Origin of the sequence: Acinetobacter sp. AOR18_HL (assembly GCF_027855145.1) — a bacterium.
Classification (GTDB): domain Bacteria; phylum Pseudomonadota; class Gammaproteobacteria; order Pseudomonadales; family Moraxellaceae; genus Acinetobacter; species Acinetobacter pittii.
In genome coordinates, this window is record NZ_JAKTIG010000083.1 from 1 (window position 1) to 18,639 (window position 18,639).

Annotated in this window: 17 protein-coding genes and 1 pseudogene; 7 read left to right on the top strand and 11 right to left on the bottom strand. The window is 38.0% G+C overall.

Annotated elements, in window-relative coordinates; all coding sequences use genetic code 11:
* Positions 1-31: 31 nt before the first annotated feature.
* Together MKL51_RS21080 and MKL51_RS21085 are read right to left on the bottom strand one after the other, a co-directional pair.
* Complete coding sequence (locus MKL51_RS21080; protein ID WP_106405999.1) at positions 32-901, bottom strand: IS3 family transposase; 870 nt, start codon at positions 899-901, stop codon at positions 32-34.
* A 5-nt stretch (positions 902-906) separates the two neighbouring features.
* Complete coding sequence (locus MKL51_RS21085) at positions 907-1,416, bottom strand: helix-turn-helix domain-containing protein (RefSeq protein WP_002120495.1); 510 nt, start codon at positions 1,414-1,416, stop codon at positions 907-909.
* 415 nt (positions 1,417-1,831) lie between these two features.
* On the opposite strand from MKL51_RS21085, the pseudogene MKL51_RS20140 reads away from it, so the two are divergent.
* The 4 genes and pseudogenes from MKL51_RS20140 to MKL51_RS20155 all read left to right on the top strand — a co-directional run bounded on the left by MKL51_RS20140 (position 1,832) and on the right by MKL51_RS20155 (position 4,302).
* Positions 1,832-2,418 (top strand): annotated as a pseudogene (locus MKL51_RS20140) (TetR/AcrR family transcriptional regulator).
* A 149-nt stretch (positions 2,419-2,567) separates the two neighbouring features.
* Complete coding sequence (locus tag MKL51_RS20145) at positions 2,568-3,239, top strand: CsgG/HfaB family protein (RefSeq protein WP_002120578.1); 672 nt, start codon at positions 2,568-2,570, stop codon at positions 3,237-3,239.
* 17 nt (positions 3,240-3,256) lie between these two features.
* Positions 3,257-3,625 carry a DUF4810 domain-containing protein gene (locus MKL51_RS20150; RefSeq protein WP_002120559.1) on the top strand — a complete coding sequence of 123 codons (369 nt, stop codon included), beginning with the start codon at positions 3,257-3,259 and terminating at the stop codon, positions 3,623-3,625.
* Positions 3,622-4,302: a DUF799 domain-containing protein gene (locus tag MKL51_RS20155; protein ID WP_002120567.1), complete on the top strand. Its 681-nt coding sequence runs from the start codon at positions 3,622-3,624 to the stop codon at positions 4,300-4,302. The genes MKL51_RS20150 and MKL51_RS20155 overlap by 4 nt, the downstream gene beginning before the upstream one ends.
* 157 nt (positions 4,303-4,459) lie before the next feature.
* Here MKL51_RS20155 and MKL51_RS20160 read toward each other — a convergent pair whose 3' ends face one another.
* From MKL51_RS20160 to MKL51_RS20200, 9 genes are all read right to left on the bottom strand, one after another.
* Positions 4,460-4,819, bottom strand: coding sequence for a hypothetical protein (locus MKL51_RS20160; RefSeq protein WP_002120526.1), 360 nt, complete (start codon positions 4,817-4,819; stop codon positions 4,460-4,462).
* A gap of 377 nt (positions 4,820-5,196) precedes the next feature.
* Positions 5,197-6,555, bottom strand: coding sequence for an amino acid permease (locus MKL51_RS20165; protein WP_005802857.1), 1,359 nt, complete (start codon positions 6,553-6,555; stop codon positions 5,197-5,199).
* 148 nt (positions 6,556-6,703) lie between these two features.
* The gene (locus MKL51_RS20170) at positions 6,704-8,149 is read right to left on the bottom strand and encodes an NAD(P)/FAD-dependent oxidoreductase (protein ID WP_002120500.1); all 1,446 of its coding nucleotides are present in this window, start codon (positions 8,147-8,149) and stop codon (positions 6,704-6,706) included.
* A gap of 18 nt (positions 8,150-8,167) precedes the next feature.
* Positions 8,168-9,499 carry an APC family permease gene (locus MKL51_RS20175; RefSeq protein WP_002120563.1) on the bottom strand — a complete coding sequence of 444 codons (1,332 nt, stop codon included), beginning with the start codon at positions 9,497-9,499 and terminating at the stop codon, positions 8,168-8,170.
* Positions 9,500-9,685: 186 nt separating this feature from the next.
* A complete protein-coding gene (locus MKL51_RS20180) occupies positions 9,686-10,393 on the bottom strand; it encodes a cache domain-containing protein (protein WP_000191916.1) in 708 nt (235 codons plus the stop codon).
* A 65-nt stretch (positions 10,394-10,458) separates the two neighbouring features.
* The gene (locus MKL51_RS20185) at positions 10,459-11,178 is read right to left on the bottom strand and encodes a FadR/GntR family transcriptional regulator (RefSeq protein ID WP_002120532.1); all 720 of its coding nucleotides are present in this window, start codon (positions 11,176-11,178) and stop codon (positions 10,459-10,461) included.
* 55 nt (positions 11,179-11,233) lie between these two features.
* Positions 11,234-12,004: a nuclear transport factor 2 family protein gene (locus MKL51_RS20190; protein WP_002120573.1), complete on the bottom strand. Its 771-nt coding sequence runs from the start codon at positions 12,002-12,004 to the stop codon at positions 11,234-11,236.
* A 28-nt stretch (positions 12,005-12,032) separates the two neighbouring features.
* A complete protein-coding gene (locus MKL51_RS20195; RefSeq protein WP_002120548.1) occupies positions 12,033-13,463 on the bottom strand; it encodes a gamma-aminobutyraldehyde dehydrogenase in 1,431 nt (476 codons plus the stop codon).
* A gap of 328 nt (positions 13,464-13,791) precedes the next feature.
* A complete protein-coding gene (locus tag MKL51_RS20200; RefSeq protein WP_002120489.1) occupies positions 13,792-14,214 on the bottom strand; it encodes an Lrp/AsnC family transcriptional regulator in 423 nt (140 codons plus the stop codon).
* A gap of 135 nt (positions 14,215-14,349) precedes the next feature.
* Between MKL51_RS20200 and MKL51_RS20205 the strand changes: the two genes are divergently transcribed.
* The 3 genes from MKL51_RS20205 (at position 14,350) to MKL51_RS20215 (ending at position 18,539) form a co-directional block, all read left to right on the top strand.
* Positions 14,350-15,585 (top strand): aspartate aminotransferase family protein, encoded by a 1,236-nt coding sequence (locus MKL51_RS20205; RefSeq protein WP_002120524.1) that lies wholly within the window; start codon positions 14,350-14,352, stop codon positions 15,583-15,585.
* Positions 15,582-16,676, top strand: coding sequence for an arginine N-succinyltransferase (gene astA / locus MKL51_RS20210; RefSeq protein WP_002120521.1), 1,095 nt, complete (start codon positions 15,582-15,584; stop codon positions 16,674-16,676). The genes MKL51_RS20205 and astA overlap by 4 nt, the downstream gene beginning before the upstream one ends.
* A 399-nt stretch (positions 16,677-17,075) precedes the next feature.
* Positions 17,076-18,539 (top strand): amino acid permease, encoded by a 1,464-nt coding sequence (locus tag MKL51_RS20215; RefSeq protein ID WP_017481360.1) that lies wholly within the window; start codon positions 17,076-17,078, stop codon positions 18,537-18,539.
* Positions 18,540-18,639: the final 100 nt, after the last annotated feature.

Sequence of the window (18,639 nt, forward strand, 5' to 3'; positions counted from 1 at the left end):
ATGATCTGACCCCATAAAGTTGGACAGTTAGTTAAGCAGTTTTTAAAAACTGGTTTCTATATTGTACAGGGGATAAACCTTGTAGCTTCACCTTGATTCTCTCATGATTATAATAATGAATGTACTCTCGTATAGTTTTCTCTAACTCATCAGTTGATTGAAATTTTTCACCATGAAAGCACTCCGATTTTAATATTCCAAAGAAGCTTTCTATTACAGCATTATCTAAGCAATTTCCTTTACGAGACATACTTTGAATTAAACCATGTTGCTTTAATTGCTGTTGATAATGAGCCATTTGATATTGCCATCCTTGATCTGAATGGAGAATTGGTTTCTCATGTCGCTTAAGTTTAGCTAAAGCATGAATGAGCATATCTTTCACTAACTCATAATTGAGTTTACGTTGGATCCGGAAGGTAATAATTTCCCCATTAAATAAATCTATAATTGGTGATAGATAAAGTTTTTCACCGTTAACATTAAATTCCGTCACATCAGTTGCCCATTTCTGGTTGGGACGGTTCGCTTTAAATTGCCGTTGCATAATGTTATCGGCCACCATCCCGACACAACCACTTTTATATGAGCGATATTTTAGTGCTCTGATACGTGATTTAAGTCCCATAGTTTTCATAAGACGATATACACATTTATGGTTGATTATTATTCCTGTACTTTTCAGAGCAAGAGTAATTCTACGATAGCCATAGCATCCCTTATGCTTGTGATATATGGACTTGATCTGCTGTTTTAACTCAGTATATTTATCCTTAGAGCGTACAGCTTTCATGTGATAGAAATAAGTACTACGAGCGATCTTGGCAATACTGAGTAAGAGCTTTAATGGATAAATTTGCCTTAATTCTGAAATAACTTGAACACTGTCTGCAGTAGAAATTGAATTTAGGTACGTTGCTTCAGTTTTAAGGCTTTTAGCTTTTTTAAAAAGGCAACCTCTGCTCGTAAAGCGGTCACTTCATCAATGAGCTCCTGCTGAGATTTATCTTTGTCATCTTTTACAGACTTGGTTATTTTAGTTTTATCTTGTTTAAGCATATTGGTATAAATCCTCGTGGTATTAAACCCAGCAATCCCTTCTTTATGATACTGAGCTAGCCACCTTCTTAAAATTGACGTCCCGCTCAGATTTAACCGTCTTCTAACTTCTCTTACCGGTATCTTATCAAGAAGCATTTGTACAGCCTTGATTTTAAATTCGGAAGAGTAGTAGGTTTTTTTAGTTTTAACATTCAGGCCATCTTCACCTTGTGCCTTATAGTTTTCAATCCATAAGCGGATGGTTTGGAGATCTACATTAAATTCTTGTGAAAGGATTTTATATCCTTTACTTCCCTCTAAATAAGCTTGAATGACTTTTAATTTTAACTCTTTTGAATGCTTCGGAATTGGCATAGAGCACACCTCATAAGTTTTAAAAGTCTAACTTATGGGGTGCAGTTCAGAACGGGAGGGGGACACCCACGGGTGTGCTGGATCTATGACCAGTCTGCGAACCCCCTTTCGTTCTGCCACCATAATTTTAATGATTTGGCAGAACTCCCAATAAAAAAAGGAGTTGGCTTTGCACATTCATTATTTCTTGGCAGCCTTTGCCAAAGTCTATATCGACACAACTTAAAAATTTACAGCAGCTTGAACGCCATAAGGTTTTCAGGCTTTAAGTCATTTTTACTTAAAACTTAGTAACTACAAAACTTGAGATGTGCCAAGCACCGTCTTACGGCTTTGCTGTGCCTTTTTTTCTCCCAGAAACGGCACAGGCTTTTTATCTCATTTAGAAACAACAAGAATTTATAACGGTAAAACTATGCCAACTTTAGAAATATCTTCCAAAAAATTACAGGTGGTTCAAACCGCTATCCAACTTTTTACCACGTATGGATTTCATAATGCAGGCGTAGACCTGATTATTAAAAAATCCAAAATTCAAAAAGCGACGTTTTATAACTACTTTCACTCGAAAGAACGGCTTGTTGAAATGTGCCTAATCTTTCAAAACAGCCGACTCAAAGAAGAAGTTCTGGCAATTGTCTATTCACATCGCTACCAAACGTAGCCGATAAACTCAAAGAAATTGCCCGCTTACATGTCGATATAAATAGTCTTTACCATCTTTTGTTTAAAGCCATTTTTGAATTAAAACTGCTTTATCCTCGAGCTTACCGCATGGCGATTGAATATAGAAAATGGCTACTTAAAGAACTTTTTGATTTGATATTTAGTCTAGAAAGTCGTGGCTTAAAAGCTGATGCAAACATGATTTTATTTATGATTGATGGCGCAATCATCCAACTTTTAGATCCAAATAAAGCTAGTGAAAGGGAGCAATTGTTGGATTATTTTTTAAATGCTGTGGACAGCCAGGCATATTGCACTTTAAACAAACTCGAATAACTCCTATCAAAATAGGAACTTTTTATTATTTAAATATCCATAAAATAAAAAATAGTATTTTTTACTCAATGGTTAAATTGTTAGACTATTTGATAGTCTTTTTGTATATAATATGTATTCTTTATATTTTGTAATCATTATAGAGTAACATGAAAAAAATATTAATCATTACTACTTTGAGTTCTTTCGGTTTAATTGCTTGTTCAACTACTGAAACTTCAAGAACGATACAAAGCCCGCAAGTAACTGTAGCTACATCACAAATTAAATATACGGGAGTAAAGGCTCCTGTTTCTATCGGTAAGTTTGATAACCGCTCTAGTTATATGAGAGGTGTTTTCTCTGACAATGTAGACCGTCTAGGCGGACAGGCGAAAACTATTCTTGAGACACATTTACAGCAAACTGGTTATTTTACAGTTTTAAATCGAGACAATTTATCTGAGATTAAACAAGAAGTTGGGTATAGTAATACAAGCCAATCTATTAAAGGTGCTCGTTATGTTCTCACAGGTGACGTATCTGAGTTTGGTCGCAAAGAAGTAGGTGATCAGCAATTATTTGGTATTTTAGGTCGCGGTAAACAGCAAGTTGCTTATGCAAAAGTTAATCTAAATGTCGTTGATGTAAAAACATCTGAAGTCGTGCATTCCGTACAAGGTGCGGGTGAATATGCCTTAGGTGCTCGTGAAGTATTAGGTTTTGGCTCTACAGCTTCTTATGATTCGACTTTAAATGGCAAAGTACTTGATTTAGCTGTTCGTGAAGCAGTTAATAATCTTGTAACAGATATTCAAAATAACCGTTGGTCAATTCAATAATTTTGGATATGTGTTAAATGAAAAAAATTCTTTTAAGCAGTTTTCTTGCTATGGGATTGGTTGGGTGTGCCGCTGGTCCTCAACCTTTATATAATTGGGGAACTTATACTCATCAAACCTATTTGATGTATAACTCACCTGAGAAAGCGACACCAAGTACGCAAATCACAAAATTAGAAGCTGAAATTGAGAAAACTAAAGGCAAGGGCTTAGCCGTTCCGCCAGGTTTATATGCACATTTAGGATTATTGTATTTACAAGAGAATAATTCTCAAAAAGCAATTGAGAATTTCCAGCTTGAACGACAAGTATATCCAGAATCTACAGTTTTAATGGATCGCTTATTGCAAAAAATGAATGCTAATGGTGGGAATGCAAAATCATGATGAAGAAATTTCTAATTGCTGGTTTGGTTATCTCTAGCCTTGCATTTACTGGATGTGCCGTTACTCCACAACCTAATAAAGATATTACAGCTTATAAAGCTCATATGCCAAAATCGATTTTGGTATTGCCTCCAGTCAATGATTCGCCTGATGTAAAAGCGACTTATAGTTATTGGCCTACTGTGGTGGCACCTGTGGCAGAAGCTGGTTATTACGTTTTCCCAATCTCTGTCGTAGACAATATGTTTAAAGAGAATGGGGTTACTAATGGTAGTGATGCTCAGTCTATTGCACCCCAGAAATTACAAGAGATTTTTGGTGCAGACGCAGCTTTATATATTCGAATTAAAGAATATGGTTCTAAATACCAAGTGATTCAGAGTGTCGCGACAGTAAGTGCTGATGCAAAGCTTGTTGATTTAAAAACTGGAGATGTGATTTGGACAGGTGAGAAAAAACTTGTTCAAGCAAGTAATGATGGTAATGCGGGTTTAATCGGAATGGTCGTCGGTGCTTTAGTTGAACAGATTGCTGGCAGCTTTACTGATCGGGCTTATCCATTAGCGAGTATGGTAAATACTCAACTTTTTACCCCGACGACTTATAATCCGGGTATGGGGTTGTTATATGGTCCACGTTCACCAAAATATCAACAAGATGGAGTAGTAGCTAAGTAAATTAAAGTCTTAACTAAAGTTTTACTTTATTAAAAATAGGCTGCTATCTAGATTAATTATATGAAATGCTAGATAAAAATTTATTATTCCAGATAGTTTATAAATTTTTTGATTAGGTAGGAGAGCTAGAGCAACTAGTTCTCCTATTTAATTTAAATTACTTCTTTTGCTTAAAGCGGTATTTACATTTTAAACAGCGATAATCTTGAAAAATATTCTTGTCGATTATTACGCCAGCTTTCTTACCAAAAATATTACCAACTACACCGCCAGTAATTCCTGCACTAATGGCACCAACAAAAGTCCCTACAGTTCCGCCAACAATTACACCTAAAGGACCAGCAACAGTACCAATAGCTGCTCCAACAGTAGCACCGGTCGCAGCGCCACCTACAGTGCCTGCCGTTGTACCGGCAGCTGTGAGTAAAACACCGCCAGTTGTTCTAAGTAATTTGTCATGGTCACGTGCTTCAATTTCTGTAGAACCACACTTAGGACATTGCAGAGCTTTTTCCATAAAATTTCCTGTCTTTCATCATTGAGTGACACAGTTGACGGCTAAATCAGTGCAGTGGGTAAAGAACCTATCTTGCGATGCAGTATCTTTTGCCTATTGAGTGATCGTAACGATAAACTGGTCTGTTTTGATTTTAGCTGAACATTGACACAAATATTTATAGATCATGTAAACACTTGTACTTTAATAATTATCTCATTAAATACCAATGTTTAGAATGACTAAGGCTTACATATCCATGTGTCTAGTAGAGAACAATTTAATAATGATGAATAGAATGTGAATGGTTTTTTGAATAGATTTTCTGAAGTTGCTTAGGGTGACAAGCTGATAAATGATAAAAGGCTTATCCAGTTTGAATAAGCCTTTTTTGAATATTAGAGTGCTTTTTTCCAACTCAGAAATTTATATAATCCAAACATGAATGTAATCCAGATTGGAATTAAAATCACCGATTTTTCAAATCCTTGAGTCCACATGATATATAAAATCATGCCAATGAAAATCAAAACAATATAGTTACTTAAAGGTGAAATTAATGCAGGGAACTTGGCAACTTTATTTTCAAGTTTCATAGCGCGTTTAAACTTTAAATGCGTAAAGCTAATAATTGCCCAGTTTAAAACTAGTGCAGCCACGGCCATGTACATGAGATAGCTTAAAGCTTCTTCTGGGATAAAATAATTCAGTAATACACAACCAAAAATTAGGATAGAAGAAAAGATAACAGCAGGTGTTGGAACCCCTTGTTTACTGACTTTTGTAAAAATTTTGGATGCATGGCCTTGTACTGCTAGGCCATATAACATACGGCTGTTTGCGTACATGCCGCTGTTATAAACAGACAGTGCGGCTGTTAAAATAATAAAGTTAAGCAAATGCGCTGCCCAACCAATACCAAGCTGGCTAAAAATCATCACAAATGGACTTTTATCTAAACCACCGAGGTCAAGCTGATTCCACGGAATGAGTGACATGATGATAGCAAGCGAAGCCACATAGAAAACCAAGATTCGAAAGATGACTTGGTTAATGGCTTGTGGAATGCTTTTTTCTGGATTTTCGGCTTCAGCGGCAGTCATTCCAATCAGTTCAATACCGCCAAAAGCAAACATTAAAAAGGCGAGCATATAAAATAGGCCCGAGAACCCATGCGGGAAAAATCCGCCATGCTGCCATAAGTTTGAGAAGCTAGCGATAGAGTCATTACCCGCGGTAAGCAATAAATATAAGCCAAACACGATCATGGCAATGACCGCCGCAACTTTAATAATAGCTAACCAAAACTCAGATTCGCCATAAAATTTAACGTTGCCTAAGTTCAAACATGTGACCAAAACAAAGAAAAATAAGGCTGATATCCAAGCAGGAATATGGGGCCACCAGTAATGCACATATTTAGCAACTGCTGTCAGTTCGGTCATCGCGACCAGAATATAAACAACCCAATAGTTCCAGCCCGATAAAAAACCGGGGAATTTCCCCCAATATTTTTGTGCAAAGTAACTAAAGGAACCGACCACAGGTTCTTCTACGATCATTTCACCCATTTGGCGCATAATTAAAAATGCGACCAAACCGACAATGGCATAACCTAAAATAATAGAAGGACCAGCAGACTGGATGACTTGTGCAGAGCCTAAAAATAAACCTGTCCCGACAGCACCACCCATAGCGATTAACTGGATATGGCGATTTTTAAGTCCGCGTTTTAATTGGGAAGATGAATTGCTCAAAATATATGCGCTGAATAAAAAAGCTGGCGCTATTGTAATAGATTGGTTAGGGATAACCTAGTTTGAAAAGGATTTTACTCAGCTAAATAAAAAGGATCCGTACAAAGCTATACGAATCCTTTTTTTGAAAATTAGTTATTTTAATAAATTAGAAAGACACCATTTTGCCCGGATTAATCATTGCACCAATACCATACATGCTTTTAGCGAGTGGAATAACAACGGGTGCAAGGGTACGACCAAAGATAATATTTTGATGGTCAATTTTAGATAACATTTCAAAGTCGTTAGATTGCCCAACAAAGTCATTTGCAATGGCTTTACCAATACGTACCGTCTGAGCAACGCCGTGACCGCTCCAGCCGTGAACAGCATAAATTGGGAATTTATTGCCAAATTTACGGCTATCGACTGCACCATTTACGGTTAAATCAGTGGTGCCACTCCAGACAAAATCCATCTCTAGATTTTTAATTTGAGGGAAAACAGTGTGAATTCGATGTTCTAAATAATTTAATGTTTTTTCTGGTCCCCAGCATGTTCCTGTACCTTGACCACCAAATAATAAGCGGTTGTTAAACACGGGACGGTAGTAATCAATTTGGAACTGTGTGTCATATACTGGATGTCCAAATGGTAAAAGTTCTTTTGTATCAAGCTCTAGCGGGGCAGTCGTCGCAACATAAGTGTAAAACGGAATAGTAGTATTGTTTTGCTCTGATAAAAGTTTAAACGAAGCATGGTGCACAGCTAACACTACAGACTTTTTAGCTTTTACAACAGCATTTGCAGTTTGAACATAAATACCATCTGCTTTTTCTTCTATTGAAAGGACTTCTGTTTGCTCATAAACAGTACCGCCATTTTGGCAAAAGCCATAAATTAAGCCACGGTTTAAAGCTAAAGGATGAATTTGTCCACCCAACTCATCAATTAAACCACCTGTGTAATAATCAGACTTAATATAGTCCATGAGTTCATGTTTACCCACAATGCGGGTATGGTCTTCACCTAAATATTTTCGTGCATCGGCGCCTTGTGTTAAACCGACTAAATGCCCTTCATGAACAGCGGCAGTAATGTGGCCGTATTTGCGGTCAAAGTTGAGTTGGTATTTTTCCGAGATGTCATCAATGAGTTGCATCGCTTCTGTAGAGGTAAAATGCCAGAGTTTTTTGGCATCTTCATAACTCAAGCGATCGGCCATTTCTTGAGCTTCCCAGCGAGCTAAACCAGGGGTAAGTTGTCCGCCATTGCGTCCAGAAGCTGCGCTACCAATGCGATTTTTTTCTAATAAAACAGTCTCTACGCCTTGTTCAGCTAAATGTAAGGCTGTAGATGAACCTAATAAACCACCACCAATAACCACGACATCACATTCAATATCAGCTTTTAAACTGTCAAAAGTATGCCAATCAGAAATTGAGCTTTCATAGTAGTTCGCTGGGTTATCTACCGATGTGCCTTCTATAGTGGTAGCCTCAAATTTTGCATGTTTCGGATTTAACCAGCTCCACTCTTTGCCTACCTGTAGAGATTTACTTGGTTTATATTCCACGTCTTTTAAAAGTTGAGGTTTAGAAATAATTTTCATGACAAATTTCCTTAAATATTAATAAGCATTACTAATAGCAATGCTTTGTTTTTTAATCGTTTTATAGATAAATAGGAGAATACCCAAAGCTAACCAGAAACATCCAAAAATCAGTGAAGATGAGTCAAGATTAAGCCAGAGGCAAATAATGCTGATTACAGAGATAAGCGGTAAAAATAGGTTTAGAAATTTGTTTTTAAAACCTGCGCGCTGTTTATCTTTAATATAAAACTTCATAAAAACAGAGAAATTTACGGCTGTAAAAGCGACTAGGGCACCAAAGCTGATGAGGCTTACGACTTGGGCTAAATCTAGAAAAACCGCGGACATTGAAATAAGACCAACAAACAAAACCGAAAAAAATGGTGTACCTAATGAGATATGAATTGTCCCAAAATACTTTTTAGGGAAAATATTATCGGTACCCATTATATACAGTAAACGTGAAGCACTGGCATGAGAGGCAAGGCCAGAGGCGACTGTGTTCATAATTTGTCCGCATAAGAATACGGATTGGAAAAAAGCACCACCCACGTAAAGCACAATTTCAGGTAATGCTTCTGAAGGATGTTGAAAGCGTAGATTATTTGGAAAATATAGCTGAATAAACCAAGCGGCTGTGAAAAAAATAAGCCCGCCAGCGAGAGTTGTTAACATGACTGCACGAGGAATATTTTTGGTGGGTTGTTTGGTTTCATTAGAAAGCGTGGTAACCGCATCAAAGCCCAAAAATGAAAAGCACAAAACTGAGGCACCCGCAACGAGTGGGAGTAAAGATTGGTGCTCATGCCAGAGTGGCGCCAAAGTAAGCACATGCTCATAACCTTGAGTCGAGCCAATACCCTTAATCACTAAATAAACAAAAATGACCATGAGTATGATCGGTGCAAACACAAACAACAGGCTTAAATTGGCGAGTAATCGAATGCGGAAACAATTCACTAAAGTGACTAGGCTTGCCGATACAAGCACCCAGAACCAGTAAGGCAGGCTTGGGATAAGGGCTGTGAGATAAATCGCAGCTAGCAAAACATTAATGAGGGGTAATAACAAATAGTCGAGTAGTGAACACCAACCGACAAAAAAACCACTTTTAGGCCCTAAACTTTCAGCAGTATAGCTATATGCCGAGCCTGATTTTTCTGAATTTTGACTAAATCTTGCATAGCTCCAAGCGGTAAGTAACATGGCACCAAGTGCGAGCAAATATGCCAGTGGCACATGTCCATTGGTAATGCCAGAGACAATACCGAAAGTGTCAAACACCGTCATAGGGGTCATGTAGGCAATACCAATAATCGTGACTTGCCAAAGAGACAGTTTTTTTAAGGAAGACGTTTTATTTTCCATGTCATTTCAACCTCAAATTCGTTGTTTTGCTTTTCATCCGGAAAAGCGATGCTATTTTTGAGCCAAAACTTCCCCTAGACTTGAATAAACACGTCTATTTGGAGAAAGTTTGTACAAAAGTGGGTGGCTGTTTCGCCTTGGTGATGCCCTAAAGCAAGATCAAATACTTATATCTTTGATATAACTCTAGATCACGACCAGTTGAAAAGATTGACACGGTCGTGACAGAAACTGCTCGGGGCTTTGGCCTTTAAATAATGTGCCTGTTCTGATGGTGATATCATTTGAAGTAATCACTCTAGAAGAGTCGTTAATCACAATTGCTTTTTGTTTAATGTTTTTAAGCTTCGGCATAAGAATTTTTTCGAGTGCGGAAACTAAAATATCGGTAGCAATCACACCGATAAATTGATCACGAATCATGACCGGATGGGCAAGGGTGATGGTGTATGCGCCATTGCAAATGTAGTCAACATAAGGCCCATGGATGCACGGACTTTTATTTTGAGCAGGTTTATGGAACCATTCAAAAGAGCGAAAGTCTAGAAATCGCTGAGCATTTTGATAGTTTTCAAGTTTAGCTTGTTGTAACTGATCTTCTTTTTTATACCACCATTCGAGTGTCCAATAATCTTGCTCTTCTTGCGTTGCAGGGCTATAACTTGCAAAACCAATACCTTGACTGTAATGGCTTTCCTGTAAGGCCTTTTTAATTTCCTTTTGCAAAGCTGAACGCTCTGAACCTGAAAGCTTAACGTCTTTGGTTTTTTCAGGTTCATGTTTTGAAAGAATTTTGCTCGCTTTGGTCGCCAGCTTTTCTGTAATGGCTGTCGTTTCCTCAACCACCGTCTTTAACAAATTTTGAAGCTCTTCTATATCTAAATGTTGGGTCATTCCTATAACTCCTAAAATTCCGTATTTCTCACTTGATACTTTATAAGCGCTCTACTTTATTGTTTTTATTCGATAGATAACTTATATCGAAGCATTTGGTCTGTTAGCATCGAAATGATTTTTCGCGCTTGAATAACAGCATCATCTTCATTGCCTTGAACAAAAGATGATAAAAGTTGATGGTATTGAGCGACGACCGATTGATGAAACTGATCATCTTGGTAAAGCACAGCAATGAGCGGTGCCCATTCGGCTTGTATGGTTAACTCTTGATTTGCCAGGCGAGCTGATTGAGCAAAAGAGGTGAGTGTTAATAAGCAACGTAAATCAAGTTGAGCACGTGTGTCTGCTTCAACGGCCTGTTCAAATTGATCAATAAGCTCTTTAATTTTGCCTAATTCATATTCAGTGGTTCTCTGTGCTGCCAAATATGCACCATGGCTTAAAATTGCACTGTGAAATTCGCCTAAATCAGCTAGATATTCATTGGACGCTTGGCGAAGAGGGTGCTTGTTTAAGAGTAAATCGGAAGGTAACTCACAAACAAAGCTTCCGCCGTTTCGCCCGCGTCGTGTATCAATCAGGCCTTTTACGCGTAAAGTATTTAACGCTTCACGGACCGTAATGGGTGACACTCCCATTAAGCGAGCTAGATCCGCCTCGTTAGGAAGCTGTTCATTGCTTTTGAGCAATCCAGAGATAATTGCATTTTCCAAGCGTTCCACAACTTGTTCCGATCGAGTTGCCTGAGCGATAGGTGCAAAAATTATCGTATATGCTGACATGGCGAATTCTCTAAAAGCTAAGTCAGAGACTTAGCTTAATGAAACGGATAAATGATTAAAACACGCCATATTGATGGACGGCCTGTTCATCTTCAGGCACAGCTGGTATTGCATCCCAAAGTTCAACAATTTTGCCATTATCTACACGCCATAATTCAAAATAGGCATGTCGATTTCCGGCAATACTTCCTTCGGAATGTGTCAAGACAAATTGACCATCAGCAATGGAGCGATGCGTTTTGGAGTATACCAAACCTTGTCCTTCATTACGGATATTGTTCAAAAAATCAATGACTGCTTTAACACCATCGCCAATGTCTGGACTATGTTGAATGAACTGATCGTTGTGAGTGTATTCTTTAAATGCTTCGTAATTGCCATCAATTAATGACTTCTTAAAGAAAGAGGTCACAATCTCACGATTTTCCTCTGGGTCATGGTGAGTGACGATTTCAGTCGGACCATCTAGTTGGGTTCTACCACTCACATTGGGTGCAGCTTCTGCTACCAGTCCATCCCAATGTTCCACAATTTTGCCATCTTTCACTCGGTAAATATCAAAGCCAACTAACGGGTTTTCATCTAATCCTTGAAAGCGGCCATGAATTGCAACCAAGTCACCATCTGCTAGTACACGTACAGCTTCGTGTTGCATATCGGGACAATCTTCTACCAATTGACGAAGACCTGAAATACCATTTGCAACGAGTGGTGAGTGCTCTATAAAGTCTTCAGAAAAATAACGGTCTAAAGCAGTGGTGTCGTGCAAATTAAAAAGCTCGTGATGGGCTTTAGTCACCAAGTCTTTCATTTCTTGCTTATTCATTTTGATCTCCTTTCAAAACGCATTGTTATTATTCGTTTGAACTCATCACATGTTTAACACGGGTATATTCTTCAAATCCGTAACCAGATAAATCTTTACCATATCCTGACTTTTTGAAGCCGCCGTGTGGCATTTCTGCGGTTAAAGGAATATGGGTATTAATCCAAACTGTACCGAAATCGAGTTCACGAGAAAGACGAGTGGCGCGGGCATGATCTTTAGTCCAAACACTTGAAGCTAAGCCATATTCAACATCGTTGGCTTTTTCAATCGCATCATTTTCATCGGTAAATTTTTGAACGGTAATCACTGGTCCAAAAATTTCATTTTGAATGGCTTCATCGTGTTGTTTTAAACCACTAATAACAGTTGGTTCAAAATAGAAGCCCGGACGGTCTGCTTGTTTTCCACCTGTTTCAACTTTGGCGTGAGCAGGTAAGTTGTCGATAAAGGCTTTAACATTTTTCAATTGGTTGGCATTGTTAAGTGGGCCATAAAGTGCGTCTTGATCATCGGGTTCACCAAAACGGGTATTTTTTGCAGCTTCAACCAACTTGCTTAAAAATTCATCATGAACAGATTCAGCCACAATGACACGTGTTGCTGCAGTACAGTCTTGGCCTGCGTTGAAATAGCCTGTTAAAGCAATCATTTCAACTGCTTTGTCTAGGTCAGCATCTTCAAAAACCACTACAGGTGCTTTACCACCAAGCTCAAGATGCGCTTTCGCTAGATTTGCTGCGGCAGAAGCTGCAACTTGTAATCCCGCACGAACTGAGCCTGTAATCGAAACAAGTGCAGGGGTTTTATGTGATACAACTTTTGAACCCACCTGAGCTTGACCTAACACTACGTTAAATGCACCTTTAGGGAAAAATGGTGCAGCAATTTCTGCCAGTAAAAGCGTACTTTCAGGCGTAGTATCACTTGGTTTAAGTACTACTGTGTTACCTGCGGCTAAAGCTGGAGCAATTTTCCAAACAGCCATCATGAGTGGATAGTTCCAAGGTGTAACTTGTCCAACTACACCGACAGGTTCGCGGCGAATAGAAGAGGTTAAACCTTCTAAATATTCACCTGAAGCAGTGCCATTGAGTAGGCGAGCAGCACCTGCAAAGAAACGAACCTGATCTGCTGATGCACCTACTTCCTCAGATGCGATTAAATGTTTTAACTGACCCGTATTACGACTTTGCGCTTCAATCAAACGATCAGCATTTGCTTCAATAGCATCTGCTAAATTCAGTAATGCTTTTTGACGAGTCGAAGGTGTACTGCGTCCCCAAATTTTAAATGCTTCTTTTGCAGCGGCATAAGCTGCATCAACTTCTGCCTCGGTTGCATTCGGTGATTGTGCATAAACTTCACCAGTTACTGGGCTTACCAAGTCGAAATAATCATTTCCTTTGCTAGCAACATATTCGCCGTTAATGAAGTGTTGTAGTTGAGTTTTAGCCATTTTTTATACCTTTTCCTTAGGTTTTAACATATAACATATAATACTATATGTATTATGTTTTAAATTTTCTGTCAAATGCTTTGATGAGGGGATTGAGTGAAAAAAGTTGGAATTTAAATCAAATTGGATTTTAAGTTTTTGATTTGATTATTTAAAAAATATTAAAAATTTATTGACGATTTTTAGGAGAAGTTGATTGTCGTACTAGTTCAGTAGATTTGATGAAAGACAATTGAAGAATTTTCTAATCGAGAGCAGCTTGATGAGCCAAACCTTATGCTTAGCCCATCAATTTTTCGTTCTTATTATTTGAAATTAAAGTGAATGATTAGGTCTTATGACTCGCAAGCAGAATGCTGGTTTCACTATTATAAATACCTGAAATGTTTCTGATTCTTTCTAAAACTTTATCGAAGTTTTCTAAAGTATCAGAGCGTAGCTCGACCAAAATGTCCCATTTGCCATTCGTTTTATGTAGACATTCCACGGCACTTTCTAGGCGTAATTCTTTAATCACAGACTGCGCTTTGGTCCCTTCAACCATAATGCTCATCCATGCACGGATGACGTTCCGTTCTGCATTGGGTTTAAACCGTACTGTATATCCGGTAATGATGCCTGAAGACTCTAAATACTCGATTCTCTTTTTTACCGTTGCTCTTGAAACATGAACTTTTTCGGCTAACTCAGTAACAGACATCCGTGCGTTATCTTTAAGCAAACCTAAAATAATTTGATCAATGTTATCCATATTGTAATTGTCAATTATCAGATTGGTAAAAATTAATTCATTTTTGACTGAATTACAAATTTTGTGAATCAATTTGATTTTGAATAATAGGGGCATCGGTTAAGCCTAATAATTCAATTTAATGGACTAGATAAGATGAATAATTTTGCAGTTTCTCGTAATGACTTTAACGACTGGATGGTTCCAGTTTTTGCACCGGCAAATTTCATTCCGGTACGTGGCGAAGGTTCACGTATTTGGGATCAAGAAAATAAAGAATATATCGATTTTGCAGGCGGGATTGCAGTAAATGCATTAGGTCATGCGCATCCAGTGGCAGTCAATGCGTTAACAGAACAAGCAAAAAAACTTTGGCACGTCGGTAATGGTTATACCAATGAACCCGTACTACGCCTTGCAAAACAACTCACTGAAAATACATTTGCAAACAAGGTTTTCTTCTGTAACTCAGGTGCAGAAGCGAATGAAGCAGCTTTAAAACTTGCGCGTAAAGTTGGGCTAGACAGTGGTATAGCTGGTAAAAGCGGTATCGTTGCATTTAACAATGCGTTCCACGGCCGTACCTTATTTACCGTTTCAGCGGGTGGCCAACCTAAATATTCACAAGACTTCGCACCACTTCCAAACGGTATTAGCCATGTTGCTTATAATGATTTAGAAGCGGCTAAAGCAGTCATTAATGAGCAAACTTGTGCAGTTATTGTTGAGCCGATCCAAGGTGAAGGCGGCGTTATTCCTGCTGACATCGAATTTTTAAAAGGCTTAAGAGCACTATGTGATCAGTTCGGTGCCTTACTTATTTTTGATGAAGTGCAAACGGGTGTAGGCCGTACAGGTGCACTTTATGCCTATATGAACTCTGGTGTTATTCCAGATGTGTTAACGACTGCAAAAGCACTAGGTGGCGGTTTCCCAGTCGGTGCAATGTTAACAACCGATAAGTTTGCTCCGCATTTTTCTGTCGGTACACATGGTACGACTTATGGTGGTAACCCGCTAGCAAGTGCGGTTGCTGGTGCAGTATTTGAGTTTATTAATACACCTGAAGTTCTGAAAGGCATTAAAGAGCGTCATGATTATTATAAAAAAGCTTTAAATCAATTAAATGAAAAGTATGAAATCTTTGAGACGATTCGCGGTGAAGGTTTATTGATTGGTTGTGCTTTAAAAGACAAATTTGCTGGTAAAGCAAAAGATATTAATAACCTTGCGGGCGAAGAAGGTTTACTGAGTCTTATTGCTGGTCCAAATGTTGTACGTTTTACGCCATCTTTAATTATTCCATTTGCTGATATTGATGAAGGTCTAAAACGCTTTGAACGTGCGCTTGCTCGCTTTGTAGAAATTCAAAAGGATGAACAAGCAGCATGATGATTATCCGTTACATCGAACCTAAAGATGTTAATGACCTTTACCTGTTGGCTCAAAAAGCGGGTTTTGGTTTGACATCTTTGCAGCCAAATATGGAAAAACTTGCTGCTCGTATTGAACGGGCGTGTAAGACAGTCGCAGGCGAACTTCCAAAGGCAGATCAGGTTTACTTATTTGTTTTAGAAGATACTGAACTCAATAAAATTGTCGGTGTTTGCGGTATTGAAGTCGCACTTGGCTTAAAAGAGCCTTGGTATAACTTCCATGTAGGAACACAAGTTCATGCATCTGAACCCTTAAGTGTTTATAACGCTTTACCTACTTTATATTTGAGTAATGACCATACCAACTGTAGTGAGCTTTGTACTTTATTTTTAGATCCTGACTATCGCTTAAATAAAAATGGCAAATTTTTATCTAAAGTCCGTTTCTTATTTCTCTCAGCATTCCGTCAATATTTTGAAGAAACGATTGTTGCTGAAATGCGTGGATACTCTGATGCAAATGGACAGTCACCATTTTGGAATGCGGTAGGTCACAAGTTTTTTAATATCGAATTTACCAAGGCCGATTATTTAAGTGGTGTAGGGCAGAAGGCTTTTATTGCTGAGCTGATGCCAAGACATCCCCTCTATGTCGATATGTTACCTGACGATGCTAAAGCTGCGATTGGCATTGTGCACCCAAATACTCGACCAGCCTACAACCTCTTGCTTGAAGAGGGGCTACGCTATAAAGGCTATATCGATATTTTTGATGGTGGTGCAACGCTGCAAGCGGATATCGAAAATTTACGGGCGATTAAAGAAAGCCAGTCTGTAACGGTTCAAATCGAACAGCCTCAAAATATCGCTGTAGGGGATGAGTCTTACATTGTGGCCAATGATGATTATGAAAATTATCGCGCCATTCTTGTGTATAGCCAGCCTCATCAGAACATATTGCAGTTAACAAAAGAACAGGCAAAACAATTGAATGTCGAAAATGGCTCTTTAGTTCGCGTGCTAAGTGTTCATGTTAAACAAGTTTCGAGTCCAGAAGTGGTCAATAAACTCAAAGCCACTGAATATTTGCGAATGGCTGTTAATTAAGCGGAAATTACTATACATTTCACCAAATTTAAGAAGGAATAATATATTATCGCTAGCGCAAGATGGGTATATGGATAAATACAATCTTGCTCGCTGAGCTGGAATTAATTAGCCTGTTTTCCTATATAAAAGGTAAATCAATAAAATATTTAATTAGTTTATATATTTTAAAGGTTTATTGAAATTATATTTTGGAGAGCAGGTTAATATAATAATGAAGGAAAGGATTTATGATTAATTTTTATTGTTATAGGTGATAGCTTTTAAAAAGGAATTTATAAGGTCTTAAGTGATTTAATAATATTTTTAGAATGGTTTAATGGACTAAATTAATAATCATATAATTTGTTTATTATTAAAGCATTTACGACGGTTGCTATAAATTGGAGTAAATATTACATGAGTAAGAATAACGGAAAGCAGTTCCTGGAAGGAGATCTTCTTGGTAGTCAACATATGACTGAGCAAGAAGAAGAGAAATTGCAGCGCTCATTGACAAATCGTCATATTCAAATGATCGCAATTGGTGGTGCAATTGGTACTGGGTTATTTATGGGTTCCGGGAAAACATTAAGTGTTTCGGGTACTTCAATTGTTTTAACCTATTTAATTATTGGTTTCTTCTTTTTCTTCGTGATGCGGGCAATGGGTGAATTGTTGCTTGCGAACACTAATTTTAAAACGTTCGCCGATTTTGCAACGGCTTATCTTGGTCCGTGGGCGGGGTTTTTCCTTGGTTGGTCCTACTGGTGTAACTGGATTATTACTGCGATTGCAGATGTGATTGTAATCGGGGGGTACATGCAGTTTTGGTATCCTGATTTACCCGTTTGGATTCCTGCATTTACTTCATTGGCCGTCTTAACCATACTCAACTTTGTGGCCGTTCGATTGTTCGGTGAACTTGAGTTTTGGTTCTCACTCATCAAAATTACTGCAATTATTCTATTTATTCTGGCTGGTATTTATTTAATAGGTACTGGGTTCACTTCTCCAAATGGGGTTAAGGCCTCAATGAGCCATTTGTTTGAAACAGAGTCGATGTTTCCTTATGGCGTAACTGGTTTCTTGGCAGGTTTTCAAATTGCCATATTTGCGTTTGTGGGTATTGAGCTTGTCGGGACGACTGCTGCTGAAACTAAAGATCCGCATAAATCACTTCCGAAAGCAATTAATTCTATTCCTTTACGCATTTTATTATTCTACGTCGGCGCGTTGGTTTGTATTATTGCGGTCACATCTTGGGCAAAGGTTTCACCAGAAAAGAGCCCATTTGTAGAAATGTTTACTTTGGTTGGATTACCAATTGCGGCAGGTTTAATCAACTTTGTTGTTGCGACTTCAGCTTTATCTTCTGCAAATAGTGGGATCTTTGCGACTAGCCGTATGTTATACGGTTTAGCTTTAGACAACGACGCACCTAAAAGCTTTAGTAAACTCTCAAAAAGAAAAGTTCCAATTAGAGGACTCGTATTTTCAATGGCGTGTGTAACGGTTGGAACATCTATTTTATTTATTGTTCCAAATGTCATGACAGCATTTACGATTATCTCAGCGCTGACTTCAATTTTATGTATTTTTACGTTTATGTTGATTGTGCTTTCTTATATTTATTATCGTAAGAAAAGTCCTGAGCTACATATCCAGTCAAAATATAAAATGCCGGGTGGGTTATTTATGGCTTGGATGACCATGTTGTTTTTAGTGTTTACTATCGTAATTTTGGCTTTAGACCATGATACTTTAATTGCACTTGAGTGTTCACCAATCTGGTTTATTGGTTTATTTATTGCCTATAAATATAAAAAGAAAAAGATGTTGCAGCTTGATATCTTGAAAGCTCAAAAGGTTGATTATATTTAATCTAGAAGATGAAATGCTTTTAAAGCTAGGCGTGTGTCTAGCTTTTTTTATGCTCTTAAATATTGAGATATATATTGTGTTTATGTAAAATAATGTGATT

Bases quoted from the DNA above. Each gene is read 5' to 3' on its own strand.
- MKL51_RS21085 (WP_002120495.1), bottom strand. From the start codon at position 1,416: ATGCCAATTCCGAAGCATTCAAAAGAGTTAAAATTAAAAGTCATTCAA.
- MKL51_RS20145 (WP_002120578.1), top strand. From the start codon at position 2,568: ATGAAAAAAATATTAATCATTACTACTTTGAGTTCTTTCGGTTTAATT.
- MKL51_RS20150 (WP_002120559.1), top strand. From the start codon at position 3,257: ATGAAAAAAATTCTTTTAAGCAGTTTTCTTGCTATGGGATTGGTTGGG.
- MKL51_RS20155 (WP_002120567.1), top strand. From the start codon at position 3,622: ATGATGAAGAAATTTCTAATTGCTGGTTTGGTTATCTCTAGCCTTGCA.
- MKL51_RS20160 (WP_002120526.1), bottom strand. From the start codon at position 4,819: ATGGAAAAAGCTCTGCAATGTCCTAAGTGTGGTTCTACAGAAATTGAA.
- MKL51_RS20170 (WP_002120500.1), bottom strand. From the start codon at position 8,149: ATGAAAATTATTTCTAAACCTCAACTTTTAAAAGACGTGGAATATAAA.
- MKL51_RS20175 (WP_002120563.1), bottom strand. From the start codon at position 9,499: ATGGAAAATAAAACGTCTTCCTTAAAAAAACTGTCTCTTTGGCAAGTC.
- MKL51_RS20180 (WP_000191916.1), bottom strand. From the start codon at position 10,393: ATGACCCAACATTTAGATATAGAAGAGCTTCAAAATTTGTTAAAGACG.
- MKL51_RS20185 (WP_002120532.1), bottom strand. From the start codon at position 11,178: ATGTCAGCATATACGATAATTTTTGCACCTATCGCTCAGGCAACTCGA.
- MKL51_RS20190 (WP_002120573.1), bottom strand. From the start codon at position 12,004: ATGAATAAGCAAGAAATGAAAGACTTGGTGACTAAAGCCCATCACGAG.
- MKL51_RS20195 (WP_002120548.1), bottom strand. From the start codon at position 13,463: ATGGCTAAAACTCAACTACAACACTTCATTAACGGCGAATATGTTGCT.
- MKL51_RS20200 (WP_002120489.1), bottom strand. From the start codon at position 14,214: ATGGATAACATTGATCAAATTATTTTAGGTTTGCTTAAAGATAACGCA.
- MKL51_RS20205 (WP_002120524.1), top strand. From the start codon at position 14,350: ATGAATAATTTTGCAGTTTCTCGTAATGACTTTAACGACTGGATGGTT.
- astA (WP_002120521.1), top strand. From the start codon at position 15,582: ATGATGATTATCCGTTACATCGAACCTAAAGATGTTAATGACCTTTAC.
- MKL51_RS20215 (WP_017481360.1), top strand. From the start codon at position 17,076: ATGAGTAAGAATAACGGAAAGCAGTTCCTGGAAGGAGATCTTCTTGGT.